The following is a 13256-nucleotide window of genomic DNA, read 5'->3' as shown; positions in this document are numbered from 1 at the left end:
TCTCTGAAACCCTTATTCCTTTGTGTACTTTGCGTACTTTGCGGTTCGTTTTTCATTATTTTGCGTAAGTCCTGGAGAAGTTGCAGTAAGTTTTTCCTCCCTGCCCCCTGCCCCTCTGCCCCTCTGCCCAATCCCCTCATTTACCCGTAATATTGGATACTATATTGTGGGTTGAATTGCCGTTGGGGTGTTAATGTCTGTTTTACATAAATATACTGTTCTTGCTCCTGTGAGCCTAAGCATTGCTTTGTTAGTTACTAGTTGCACCGACAATAAAGTTTCCCAGTGCCAGCGATTGATTCGAGTTGTGAATGCTGGAACTTCTCTAATTGATAAAAATAAAGGAACGCAAGTGATAACTAGCATACAGTTATCTAAAGATTTAGACTTTGTGACCAAATCCATTGGAGAACTTAAGCTAACAGATCCGAAGCTGAAAGAATTTCAAAGCGGTTTTGTGAAGATTTTTCAAAATCTTAGTCAAGCGATCGCCAAGGCAGGTAGGGCGCTTGGTGCAACTAAGACAGCACAAGCCTCAGAATCTGGGAGAGCAAAAATCCAAAAGGCTAGAACCGAAATTGATTCAGCACTGACAACAGCTACAACTCTTGGCAAACAGTCAGATACATTAGTGAATCAGATGAATAAGTATTGTAGCGAGCCAGAATAATCTATCTGGGGCGTTAGGAGTGCTGAGTGCTGAGTTAGGAGTTAGGAGTTAAGAGTTAATAGTTAGGAGTTTTGTTTATCTTCTTGCCCCCTCATCTCCCTGCCCCCCTGCCCCTCTGCTTTTCCTTGACACTTTGATCAGCGGTAACTTTTATCACTTCTTTTTCAAAAATTTTCCTGATATACACCAACTTTATCTGTCAAAAGAAGTATTGGTGCAAGTCAAATGAAATACCAGGAGTGATATGAGTCTACTGATGGCGAGTGTGCTGGCAACAGTGCCAATATCTGCGGTCAATTTACCAGAAAAGTCCGTAATTCTGCCAGACAATCCGGTGCAGCAGTCAACACAGGATGATTTGTCTCAAGTTGTCTCACCTGCTGAAATTACACCACCTGAATTCGTGCAACCAGATATAACTAACTCGTCAGCTATAAAAAACAAGTACGAGAATATACTGAGAAAAAGTAGAGACAAAATTCAATTTATCAGTTCACCTAACTTACCTAAATTAAAAGATACTCAACCTGTAACAGAAATTGTACAGAACCAGGAAAGTACAGAAGAATTTTCCCAATCTCCTCATCCTCCAGACTCAGACAACCCAATGTCTCAAGTCACCTCAGTATCGCAACTCCAGGACGTGCAACCCTCCGACTGGGCTTTTGGTGCTTTGCAGTCTTTAGTAGAACGCTATGGCTGCATTGCTGGATACGCTGATGGGACTTATCTGGGGAATCATAGCATCAGCCGTTATGAATTTGCGGCTGGTTTAAATGCTTGCTTAGAGAAGATTAACGATGCGATGCCTGCGGTGGTCACTGAGCCTGTCCTGAGCGTAGCCGAAGGGCGCAGCCGAAGTGCGGGCTACGCCTACGCTAACAATAAAATTAATACTGTTAATAATGAAGATTTAATCTCGCTGCAAAGGTTGCAAGGCGAGTTCAAAGCAGAGTTGCAGCAATTACAGCAGCGCGTCGAAGTTGTGGAAAAGCAGACTAGTGAATTACAAGGAAATCGGTTTTCTACAACAACCAGATTATTTGGTCAAGCAATTTTTAGCGTTCAGGGAACCAATAGCCCTGATGTCGATTTGTTTCCGAGAGATGGCGTACCTGAACGTCAGGGAAAAACCAATCTGACTTTCACAAGTAGCGCCCAACTAACCTTAGCAACTTCATTTACAGGACGAGATTTACTGTTAACAGGACTGTCTGCTGGTAATTTGGGTTCTAATGCATCGTTGTTATCTACCAATATGGGGCGGTTGGGTTTCGAGTCAAATACAGACAACAATCTAGTTGTTAGTGACTTATCTTATCGATTTCTGGCCTCGAATAACTTGGGAATTGTCGTCGGTACAGCGGGAGTCAACCCGATTAACACCTTTCGCGGGATTAGCCCTTTAGAAGGTTCTAGCGATGGTGCAATTTCTCTATTTGGTCAGCGGAACCCGATTTTAAGTATTGGTAACGGCAGTGGTGGTATAGGCTTTGACTGGCAGATTAGCGATCGCATCAGTTTGCAAGGGGTTTATAGTGCCGAAATACCCAATTTTCCTGGCGACACCAAGCAGGGCGGACTATTTGGCGGTAGATATACTGCTGGCGCTCAGTTAAGTTTAGCACCCACAAATAACATCGATATCGGCGTACATTATCTCTATTCCCACTCCCCAGATGGCTTACTGGGAGGTGGTATTGGCGATTCTCAACTGATTTCACCTTTTGCAGATCCTACAGCTTTCGATACCCAAGCCATTGGCGCTACCGTTGCTTGGCGAATTAACCCTAACTTGCATTTGGGCGGTTGGGGTGGCTTTACTTCCTCCAAGCCATCTAACCTTTCTGGAAGTGTAGAAACTACTAACTGGATGGTATTCGCGGCTTTTCCTAATTTGTTGCATTCTGGGAATTTAGGGGGCGTTCTCGTTGGACAACCGCCCAAAATTACTTCCAGTACTTTACCTGACGGCTTCAATTTTCCCAACTTTTCTGATGGGGGGACAGCAGGTGGACGTAGTGACACATCAATTCACGTAGAAGTTTTTTACCGCGCCCAACTGAGCGACAATATCGCCTTGACTCCAGGCTTATTCGTGATTTTCAATCCCGATCACAATGCCGCTAACGATGCATTAATCGTTGGGACATTAAGAGCAAGTTTCCGGTTTTAATTTTGTACTGATGTAAATGTAAGAAAATACGCTATTTAAATACTGATTAGTTCAGTATTAGATGCTTTCACGATCCATTAGGAGCAAGGAAAAGTCATGCGTAAACATACGCGTATTTTTTTTGGATGTGATTAAAGGAGCAAATTTTTCATGAAATTAAATTCATCAATTCAGTTGGGTTGTGTTCTTGTTAGCAGCAGCAGTTTAGCCGCAGTCTTCATCGGTTTAAGTGGAACGAGTGCTTCTGCTCAAATCACAATTCAAAGCACTGGTACATTATCGGGTACTATCCAACTTCCCAGAAATAATCCCAATTTCAATCAAAGCACTACTCGCATTGATACAGACGATACGGGGACTTACTCGCGGAACTTAGGTACTAATAATAATCCTAATTACGTTCCTATATACAAGTCAGACTATGTGCAGGTAAAAACGCGTGCTGATGGTAGTCTGCATTATTTTGTTGACTTTAAAGGCATTCCGATTGTCTCCTTTAATGGCGTTCTCACTTCGCCGATTCTCTCTGGCGGTGAGTTGACACCCTATAAATACCAAGGGCAATTGGCAGGAACCACATTTCAAGGAGTAGTTCAGGATGAATTTAATCTCACAAAAGCCTTATACACTGGTATTGTCACCGATCCAAACACTGGAAACCAGTATCAGGGCACTTTTGAAGTGAGTGGATATGGAGTCCGATATAGCGATCGCAATGGTAGCGCCACCCCCACAGTCTTTGATTTCAAATCGGATCTTCCAGGTTCGCCAAAGGTGACATCTTTGGAAATGACTAACTCACCCCTAGCAAGAATACAAATCAAAGTACCTGCAACAGCAACTCTCATAACTCCTACACCAACTACTGGTAGTGGTAGTACAACCACTCCCCCACCAGTAAGTAGTGGTGGTAGTACACCCACTCCCCCGCCAGTAATTAGCGGTGGTAGTACACCCATTCCTCCATCAGTAATTGATGGTAGTGCGATCGCTCCTGCACCCGTAGTTAGTGATGGTAGTGCGATCGCTCCTGCAACGATAGTTGATGGTGGAAACACATTCACTGTTACGCCAATAGTTGATGGCGGTAACACATTCACTGTTACACCAATAGTTGATGGTGGCGCTTCCTCGACACCTACAACGTCTGGGTCTAATTCTCCATCGCTCTCTACTACACCTAATATGGAATTCAGTAGCGGTAATTCCCTGGAGATCAACCCTAGAACCCTTGCTCAAGCTGCTTGTTCACAGGATTCTGGCAAGAGTTGTACAATAACTTCACCCAAACAAGCGATCGGCCCTCGTAGTCGAGTGCTACTGCGTTAGTTAGGGACTTTCCAATAAAAAAGATCCAACTACTTCTTGTAGGACGAGCCTCTCGCCATTGGTGTAAACTTAAGCCGAAAACTATACCGGACAGGCGTTTTGCAAATCCCTCACGCCCTCATCCCCTAACCCCTTCTCCTTTGGGAGAAGGGGAATTGAATGTCTAGCTCCCCTCTCCCTTGGGGCTACGGTGTACACACAAATCTGAAATAGCTGATTAACCAAGGTTTTACCCCACCCTAACCCTCCCCTTAGAAAGGCAGGGCTGTTTCATTCCCTAAAGCAGGTAAAATTGCAAGTGTTGAGGGGAGAAAAATCATGGATGCTTCTCTGATTGAACAACTGCGGCAAGTGGAAGATTTCAGAACGACTGACGGTCGAAGACACCCACTATGGTTAATATTACTGTTTGTAATAATGGGCACTATGAGTGGGTATGTCGGGTATCGTGCATGGGGAGATTTTGTCAAACGGCATCGTCGGGTATTGATTAAGGTATTCCTTCGAGAAAAACATGGTGTTCCTTCTTACTCAACTATACGACGTGTGGTGATGGGGGTAGACTTTGATAAACTGGTGAAAGTATTTAATCAGTGGGCTTTAGATTATGTTGATTTAGATGAATCAGAGTGGTGTAGCACAGATGGTAAAGGTATTAAGGGAACAGTTCAAAACTACAATTCATCTAGTCAAAATTTTGTCAGCATAGTCTCAGTATTCGCTAGTAAACGAGGACTGGTTTTAGGAATAGAAAAATTTGAAAACAAGGACAAGAGTGAAATCCAAGTTGTACAAAATTTAATTGCCGCTTTGGATATAAAAGGTGCTGTCTTCAGCTTTGATTCCTTGCATTGCCAAAAAAAACTTGCTATGAGGTGATAGACAGTGGCAACGATTACGTCATTGCCGTTAAAGACAATCAGCCAAAACTACATCGTCATATTCAACGCGTTGCTGCACAAACAAAGCCTGCGAGCCGTTATATTGAGACTGAAAAAACTCGCAATAGACTGACAACAAGGACTGTAGAAGTTTTTCATGAGTTAAATGGAATTGACCTATCCTGGGTTGGCGTTAAGTCCTTAATTCGGGTTCAAAGAACTGGAACACGAGCCGATAAACCATATCATCAGATCGTCTGTTACATTAGTAGCTTAATTTGTACAGCCAAAGAATTTGCTTACGGTATTCGCGGTCATTGGAGTATCGAAAATAGCCTTCACTGGGTTAAGGACGTGGTTCTCAAGGAAGATGACTCAAAAATACATCTGGGTCATGCCCCTGCAAATCTCTCCATCTTGAGAGCGTAGGCGTAGCCCGCCGTAGGCATCGCCATTAATATACTCCGTCGAAATGGTCATACTTCCATCACAATTGCTCAGAGATTTCTCTCTAATGATATTGACAAACTTCTTGCACTTGTGGAATGAAACAGCCCTGCCTTTATAAGGGATTAAGGGGGGTAATTCGACTTGTGTGTACACCGTAGCTCCCTTGGGGAGAGGGGCCGGGGGTGAGGGCAAAACGTTCTCACCAAGCGGTTTTCACGTTAAATTGACACCAATGGCGTCTCGCCCGCCCTTAAGCAAAGGCTGACTTGACAAAAACTTTAGGTGCTTCTGGAAGCATAGCAGGGCAAAATGAAATCAATATAATAGTTAGCACAGGGGCAACATTGCAATTAAAAAAGTCCACCATCAGTTATTCGCAGTGTTTTTGTTGCTCAGACTACCTTTCGGTGGTATCTTTTGCCCTGATGATTTTCTGGCTATACTAGTGACTTAAGCCGATTGATTGATAAATTTCATCCTCCAGCATAAAATACACAAAAACTCTAAATTTTGGGCATATATCAGTATGCATTTACTTCTAACTGACACAAAAATATTGTCTGATGTTGGAGTAAATTAATTTTCTTGGAGGCTACAAAAACTCGATCAATCACTAAAGTTAACACTAACACTACAAAGTGAGTCTATATCAATCAAACATCTTCCGAGAAAGCACCTATGAAAGAAGAATTGATAGCCAGAGTCGTGCAAGTCTTGCGAATTAATATGAGTTGGATGACTTGGAATTTGTTTCTGGCTTTTATACCTTTGGCTTTGAGTGTCTGGCTATTTCGCATGAGGCGCGGCGGCACTTGGCTTTGGTGGCTAGGATTCTTAGTTTTCTATGCTTTCTTACCAAATGCACCATATTTGTTAACCGATGTAATTCACTTGATAGATGATATCCGCACGATTCAATCGGTGTGGATGATTACTTTAGTACTTATTCCTGTGTATTTGCTAGTAATTCTCGGTGGATTTGAAGCTTATGTAATATCGTTAATTAATTGGGGTCACTATTTACATCGCATCGGTAAGAGCCAATGGATTTGGCGCGTTGAGACGATTACACATTTTCTCTGTGCTGTTGGTGTTTATTGGGGGCGATTTTTGCGTTTCAACAGTTGGGATTTTATTACTCAACCCGATGCCGTAATAACCAAAGGGGTAGAAGAAATTCTGGGAAAACAGCCCTTGGTGATTATTGCTATCACTTTTGTGGTACTTGCAGGTTTGTACTGGATTATGAAGCGAGTAACTTTAGGTCTTAGCCAACGAGATAGTAGAATCGGCGTCAATTCAGAACGCACAAACTCTAACACGCCGAACATTTGATAAACGTGGCGATTTAGGCTTTTAAATTTGGGCTTTTAATTAGCAATTCCCTTGATGAATATTGCCTATCAAAAGAAAGATGCAACTCAACCCTCGTTGAGGTGAAATAAACTCAGAAGCAAACGTTGAACTTCAACCGCCATTACCTGAGAATAACGTCCTATCAGATCGTTGAATCTAGATGGTCTGCATTGTACTGCTGAAGCCTTGTTTTATGGTCGCCATTTGTAACGCGGAACCCACTGAAGAACTTCTTTAGCAAGTTGGGTGTTAATCAACGCTTTGTAAGGTTCATGTTCATATTCATCACCTCCGCGCCAATCCACTTCAGGAAGTAGAGATTGAGCCATTTCTTGACTAGTTCGATGCGCCGAAGAAATATCATCAGCGCATAGTAGCAAGGTAACATGACCAGGATTAGGGCAGTATAAAGCGTATCGCGCTGCTTCTGCCGCGTCCCTCACATCTAGAAAAGCGCCGTATTCCCAAAATGGATTCCACTCAAAATCGGGATTAGCTTGCCGATTGGAAATAATAAAATTGTAAGTGTCTTCATCAAAAACACCTGGTGGTCGCAGACAAATAGTTGGGATACCTGTGCTATTAGTAAAGTATTGACACATTTTTTCACCAAGGTGCTTAGAAACAGCATAAGGCGTAGTTGGATAACAAGGATGATTGTCATCCAAAGGAAGATAGTCAGGTTTTCTCTCACCTTTAAAGATTCCCAATACATCAACACTGCTGAAGAAAACAACACGTTTAAGTTTTGCCTCTGCTGCTGCTGAAAGAATATGCCAAGTTCCAAGCAGATTGACTGCCATTATTTCATCTGGCACATCCTCAGAGTTTCCAAGTAGCGCTGCAAGATGAACCACTGAATCGCAGCCTTGAAGTGCTAAACCAATTTCATTTGGATTTAGAATATTATGACCATTGGCAATATCAAAGCCAATCACTTCACATCCGTAAGCACGCAAAACTTTTTCAACAACCGAACCAATCATTCCTTCATTGCCAGTAACTAATACTTTCATAACACTCAGGAGTATTTATAGGAATCCGGTTTGATTTCTGAAAAAAATTAAGTATTTGTAGGGTGCGTTATGACTTTAGTCTAACGCACCAAACCCTTGAAAATGGTGCGTTACGCTTCGCGATAACACACCCTACGTGTTGTTCAAAAATCAAATAGTAATCCTATATCATATTTACTGATATGAATACTTAGCATCAAAGACATTTTAAAATTTTACGTAACTCTGGCAATTTTAGACTTTGTAGTTTTAATTTTAGATTGCATGAAAAATCTAAAATCTAAAATTGAATTACTTCTAACTAATTAAGTTTTCGTCGTGCTGCTGCTAAAATTAGACGTTGTTCAGCACGAGCGATCGCTTGATATGTTCGTTCGACTGCTTCCGGTTCAACAGAAATAGAAGTAATACCCCATTCTACTAATTTATCAATAATTTCTGGATAGAGGGCTGGTGCTTGACCGCAGATTGAACAAGGTATACCGGCACTTTTAGCCATTTGGATCAGTTGAGCGATCGCACTCATAACTGCTGGATGACGTTCATTAAATACTTTTGCTAGCTGTCCTTGTTCTCGATCCACTCCTAGCAATAATTGGGTCAGGTCATTTGTACCAATGGAAATTCCGGCTACACCTGCTTTCACATATTCTGGTAATAAAAACAGTACACTTGGCACTTCTGCCATCATCCACAATTGAAACTGCGCTACTTCGGTTAAAAAAGCTTGCTCAACTTTGCGACGGCAAAAGACAAATTCTTCTACAGTCCGCACAAAAGGCAAAAGTAGGTTGACATTGCTGTAGCCAGCTTCCTGTACACTTGCCAAAGCTTTCAGTTCCAACTCAAAGACTGCGGGATTTCGTAAATAGCTAAAAGTGCCGCGTTCACCTAACATCGATTGTGGCGAAGATTCTAAACTATCACGCAATGATGGTAAATCTTGCGATCGCCAATCTAAAGAACGATAAAAAACTGGTCTTGGTGCAAAGGCACGAGCAAATTGCATAATCTGCTCAGACCATAGCTCTAACAATTCTGCCTGACGCCCGCTTAAAATCCAACTATTGGGATGTTGCCCGTTTAATATATTTAGTACCATCAATTCGGAACGCAACAATCCCACTCCATCCACAGGCAGGTTTTGTACTTGTTCTATTAAAGTGGATTGACTCAAGTTAACCAGCAGTTGGGTAGCAATCATAGGTAGATGAGACGTAACAGCAGGATGAGGCGCTTTCGGGTTGGGGTAATGTGAGGAAAGAAGATTTTCTTCTCTCCCTCTCTCCATCTCCTCCTTTGAGTCTCCTTTGATGCGATAAACTTCTCCTCTGTCGCCATCAAGCAGCAATCGTTCGCCAGTTTGGATTAAAGTTGTGGCAGATGTTGCGTTTACTACTGCTGTAATACCTAATTCTCTAGCTAGAATTGCCGCGTGACTGGTTAATCCCCCTTGCTCTGTGATAATACCACCAACTTGTTGTAAGAATGGCAACCAATCAGGTGTAATCGTTGATATTACTAAAATGACTCCCTTCGGTAGTTGTTCGGGTTTCTGTTGCGGATTAATAATTACCAGGGCAGTGGCTGCAACCCGTCCCCCGGCTGCCCCTAGTCCCTTAATGAAGTGTGTGTGGGAAATTAATTTTGAAGGACTCACTTGTGTGATGTAGAGCTTGCCAGATGTCGTTTGTTGAGTGATAGTCCATTTAATGGTAAAGGTTTTACCTAGTTCGCTTACCAGTTGAGTTCCCAGAGCAATTATTTGTTGTAAGTATTCTTCTTGTAAAGAGTACTGTTTTTGTTGGGCTTCTGGAAGTAGATAGGTAATCAGACAGGAGCGATCTGGTGTTAACGCTGAGTTCGGCAAGGGTTGCGAAAAAACTTTAGGCGCTGCATCATCAACGCTATAAGCCAGCATTTTATTGCCCAGTTGTTGCTCAAGCACAACCCCAGTTTCCGGTTGAATGTAGTAAACATCTGGCTGGACTTCGCCAAGAGCGATCGCAATTCCTAATCCCCAAGTAGCCTCAATTTCCCACCCAGAGGCATTGGTTGTGAGCGAGCCACTGGCGATCGCATTTTCAACAGGTTGCACCAAAACTGCGAGATTAATTTGTTGCAGATTAATTCCTAAGTGCTGCCAATATAATAGACTCCGGGCCCGAAATATTTGACTCCAGGTGCGCTTTAGAGCCAGTGCGATCGCTTCCGGTTCGCACTGGCAAAATACCGACTCCAGTAGACCCGATATATTGTTGTTTATAGCTGGAGTAGCAGTTGATACTGCCAAAGAAGGTCGAAGAATCAAACAGCTAGTTTGCCATTCTCTAGCGGCTTGGAAAATTGGACTCACCCACTCCTGGGTTACAGTTGCAGTCAGAATTTCTTGGCGCAAGCGACTTGCCACCTGCTGGAGTTGACGCCAATTAGTGACATCCAGGTGTAGCGAAGAATGGGGTAAGTCAGCTACTAATGATTCTGAACTATTGAGATTTTCGAGAAATTGCCGCAAAATTTCTGCCGAAACTACAAAACCAGGCATCACCGGATAGCCACGCTGGATAATTTTGCTCAAGTAAAAGGCTTTGTCACCTACTTTGACACGGTCTTGTACTTTAATTTGGTCTAGCCAGTAGAGTTTATTCACTCAATTTGTTAGTTGTCTATTTGTAGCCACAGCCATTTCTTTTTGGTATGTTATCAGGTTAATCCACTGACTTCTGAATAAAAAGTACTCAGGGCTGACAGCAGTTTTCTTGTGCATGAATTACAAAGTTACGGGTTTTGAAGCAGGATAGAGGAAAATTCAGAATGGGCTACGCCCCGCTGCGCTAACAGGAGTCAGAAATCAGAAGTAAAACAGGCTTTATACCTGGCTTTGAGACGAATCGTTGTGTACTTCAGTAACTTGAAATACGCTGTATAGCTGATTTGCTCGACTTATACATGGTCGGATCGTATTTAATTATTGAGTATATAGGTTAAATCTAACAATTTAAGGTATAATTTTGTGGCTCAGTCATTTTAAATAGTCAAACAACTATTTATTGAAGAAGAATTCAGGAGTCAGAATAAATCAGTCGGGGATTCAGACCGGCGCAAGTCTTGTTGCACCACCAAATTTTCAATTTGGTGGGGGTGCAAAAACGCCGATTATTCATCCGCTTTTTCGGAAAGAATTCATTGCTGAATTCTGACTCCTGACTCCTGAATTCTGTTCGATAAACTTAAAATTCATGTAGTTTGCCAAAATGGCGATCGCTGACACAATTTAACAATGCAAATCTCCATTTATTAACCAGAATAATATTATCTTGTTGAAAAATAATCCTAATAATGGAAAATATTAATTCTCCGTTTCAAAACCATTCCTGAATTGATAGATTCCAAATATTGAGGTAGGCTATTGCACTACACCCATTGGATCAAACTCCATTAATAAAACATTAGAATAGTTTTGTACTATTTTTATAAAAATATTACGATTTAACTTAATATATAGAATTCTCCAGATCAGACTAAACATTGGCAAACACTTACTACCTTGCAACTAATGATTGGCTGAATATCAGCTTCCGGCTATGTATTGCATTGCTGATTGGAGCAATTATCGGCTTAGAACGTCAAATTAGGCGCAAACCAGCTGGTTTAAGAACTCATATGCTGGTGAGTTTAGGTTCAGCCTTATTTACCTTAATAATCATGCAAACAGGAGGACTGCAAGCTAGTCCTGATGCACTTAGCCGCGTGATTCAAGGGATTGCATCTGGTGTAGGATTTCTCGGTGCTGGAGAAATTGTGCGCCAATCTTCCCAAGAGTCACAGCAACTTGAAATTCACGGACTCACCTCAGCAGCGGCTATTTGGGTTTCGTCTGCATTGGGAATTGCTGCTGGCTGTGGTTTATGGCAGTTAGGATTAATCAGTGCTATGCTGACTTTTTTGGTTCTCAATGTTTTTAAAAGGTTTGAAAAACATCACAAAAAATCAGAGTAGAGGCATCCAGATGCACGTTATAAATCCCTGGATGAAAATGCCTTTAAATAAATTTTTAAGAACAGAATTCAGGAGTCAGGAGCCAGAATTCAGAATTGAATTCTGTGCGAGTGGCGGATGAATAAACGGGTTTAATTCCCCCACTAAATCTCCGATTTAGTGGTCTTTAATGAGTGGTGGGTCTGAATCCCCCACTCATTAATTCTGATTCCTGAATTCTGACTTCTGAATTCTTCTTCAATTTTTAATTTTTAATTGTTAACTCTCCTGCTTTCACCAAAATAATTTGGGATGACTTCAACCATTGGGAATCAAAGGAACCCAAGTGAGTGGTAGTAATCAGGGTTTGAAAGCGGTCTTGAATGGCATCAAGCAATTGATTTTGGCGGGATAAATCTAGTTCGGCAAGAACATCATCTAGTAATAGTAATGGTGACTCTTTGACGACTTCTTCAATTAATTGTAATTCGGCTAATTTTAAGGCTAGAACCAGGGTTCGTTGTTGACCTTGAGAACCATATTGACGAGCGGGTGTCTGGTTAATAGTTAATTCTATTTCGTCTCGATGCGGGCCGACAAGGGTTGTGCCTTGGTGCATTTCAGCAACCGCTCGCTGCTGAATTTTTGCTAAAAAAGCTTGCTGCACTTCTTCTGGCTGGTTATCCTCTAAAGGAATATTTGGCACGTACTTGATTTGTAGAACTTCTGTACTGCCGCTAATACTGCCGTGCCAGGTGGTAGCAATAGGAGCTAATCTTTGGATAGCGCGATCGCGTCGTCTAATTACTCTGGTTCCTGTGGTCGCTAACTGTGCATCCCACACCGCTAGTTCTGATTGCTCTGTATCCAGTGCTGAGTCTTGAGTTTTTTTTAGAAAGGCATTGCGCTGGCGTAACACATGGTTATACTGCTGCAAAATGTGAGCATAAACTGGTTCCAGTTGAATTAAAAGTGTATCTAACCAGTTGCGGCGACCTTCCGGGCCGCCGCGTACTAGTTCTAAATCTAAGCTGGAAAATTGGACTGCATTGAGAACGCCGAGAAAATCCATTTGACGGCGGATTGATTCACCATTGAGAGCAACGCTACGGCGACCATTGCGACGCAGGGTTAAGGTCAAGTCACTAACACCTGTTTGTCGCTCAAGGGTGGCATCAATTTGGGCTATGGCTTCCCCTTCTTGAACTAAATCGCGATCGCGGGTCATTCGGTGCGATCGCAATGTCGCCAGTAACTCCACCGCCTCCAACAAATTTGACTTTCCCTGAGCGTTATTACCTACCAAAATCGTTTTGGCAGCAGTAAACTCAACCTTCTGGTCTTGATAATTGCGAAATTGTCGGAGGTTTAGAGTTTTTAGGTACATGGTGGAAAGTGGG

The 13256-nt window shown here is 42.3% G+C and carries 8 protein-coding genes and 1 pseudogene; 6 read left to right on the top strand and 3 right to left on the bottom strand.

What is annotated here, in order from left to right; all coding sequences use genetic code 11:
* Nucleotides 1–193 precede the first annotated feature (193 nt).
* The 5 genes and pseudogenes from V7K61_RS15170 (at nt 194) to V7K61_RS15145 (ending at nt 6841) form a co-directional block, all read left to right on the top strand.
* Nucleotides 194–670: a hypothetical protein gene (locus V7K61_RS15170; RefSeq protein ID WP_335054251.1), complete on the top strand. Its 477-nt coding sequence runs from the start codon at nt 194–196 to the stop codon at nt 668–670.
* A 244-nt stretch (nt 671–914) separates the two neighbouring features.
* Nucleotides 915–2846 carry an iron uptake porin gene (locus V7K61_RS15165; protein WP_335054249.1) on the top strand — a complete coding sequence of 644 codons (1932 nt, stop codon included), beginning with the start codon at nt 915–917 and terminating at the stop codon, nt 2844–2846.
* A 150-nt stretch (nt 2847–2996) separates the two neighbouring features.
* Nucleotides 2997–4175: a hypothetical protein gene (locus V7K61_RS15160; RefSeq protein ID WP_335054247.1), complete on the top strand. Its 1179-nt coding sequence runs from the start codon at nt 2997–2999 to the stop codon at nt 4173–4175.
* A gap of 348 nt (nt 4176–4523) precedes the next feature.
* Nucleotides 4524–5485, top strand: a pseudogene (locus V7K61_RS34125) (ISAs1 family transposase); the annotation flags it as partial.
* 699 nt (nt 5486–6184) lie between these two features.
* Complete coding sequence (locus V7K61_RS15145) at nt 6185–6841, top strand: DUF1361 domain-containing protein (protein ID WP_335054241.1); 657 nt, start codon at nt 6185–6187, stop codon at nt 6839–6841.
* Nucleotides 6842–7053: 212 nt separating this feature from the next.
* Here V7K61_RS15145 and V7K61_RS15140 read toward each other — a convergent pair whose 3' ends face one another.
* A complete protein-coding gene (locus V7K61_RS15140; protein ID WP_335054239.1) occupies nt 7054–7878 on the bottom strand; it encodes an NAD-dependent epimerase/dehydratase family protein in 825 nt (274 codons plus the stop codon).
* A 301-nt stretch (nt 7879–8179) separates the two neighbouring features.
* The gene (locus tag V7K61_RS15135; RefSeq protein WP_335054237.1) at nt 8180–10528 is read right to left on the bottom strand and encodes a putative PEP-binding protein; all 2349 of its coding nucleotides are present in this window, start codon (nt 10526–10528) and stop codon (nt 8180–8182) included.
* Nucleotides 10529–11406: 878 nt separating this feature from the next.
* On the opposite strand from V7K61_RS15135, the gene V7K61_RS15130 reads away from it, so the two are divergent.
* Nucleotides 11407–11877 carry an MgtC/SapB family protein gene (locus V7K61_RS15130; RefSeq protein WP_335054235.1) on the top strand — a complete coding sequence of 157 codons (471 nt, stop codon included), beginning with the start codon at nt 11407–11409 and terminating at the stop codon, nt 11875–11877.
* Between the two features lie 244 nt (nt 11878–12121).
* On the opposite strand, the gene recF is transcribed toward V7K61_RS15130, so the two are convergent.
* Nucleotides 12122–13243, bottom strand: a complete 1122-nt coding sequence (gene recF / locus V7K61_RS15125; protein WP_335054233.1) for a DNA replication/repair protein RecF — start codon at nt 13241–13243, stop codon at nt 12122–12124.
* Nucleotides 13244–13256 lie beyond the last annotated feature (13 nt).

This window comes from Nostoc sp., from assembly GCF_036918015.1.
Classification (GTDB): domain Bacteria; phylum Cyanobacteriota; class Cyanobacteriia; order Cyanobacteriales; family Nostocaceae; genus Nostoc.
Note: the sequence above shows the minus strand (reverse complement) of the source record. Positions and strands in the feature narration are given on the sequence as shown.

What these genes read in the sequence shown, in the direction of transcription:
- V7K61_RS15170 (WP_335054251.1), top strand. Translation starts at nt 194, where the DNA reads ATGTCTGTTTTACATAAATATACTGTTCTTGCTCCTGTGAGCCTAAGC.
- V7K61_RS15165 (WP_335054249.1), top strand. Translation starts at nt 915, where the DNA reads ATGAGTCTACTGATGGCGAGTGTGCTGGCAACAGTGCCAATATCTGCG.
- V7K61_RS15160 (WP_335054247.1), top strand. Translation starts at nt 2,997, where the DNA reads ATGAAATTAAATTCATCAATTCAGTTGGGTTGTGTTCTTGTTAGCAGC.
- V7K61_RS15145 (WP_335054241.1), top strand. Translation starts at nt 6,185, where the DNA reads ATGAAAGAAGAATTGATAGCCAGAGTCGTGCAAGTCTTGCGAATTAAT.
- V7K61_RS15140 (WP_335054239.1), bottom strand. Translation starts at nt 7,878, where the DNA reads ATGAAAGTATTAGTTACTGGCAATGAAGGAATGATTGGTTCGGTTGTT.
- recF (WP_335054233.1), bottom strand. Translation starts at nt 13,243, where the DNA reads ATGTACCTAAAAACTCTAAACCTCCGACAATTTCGCAATTATCAAGAC.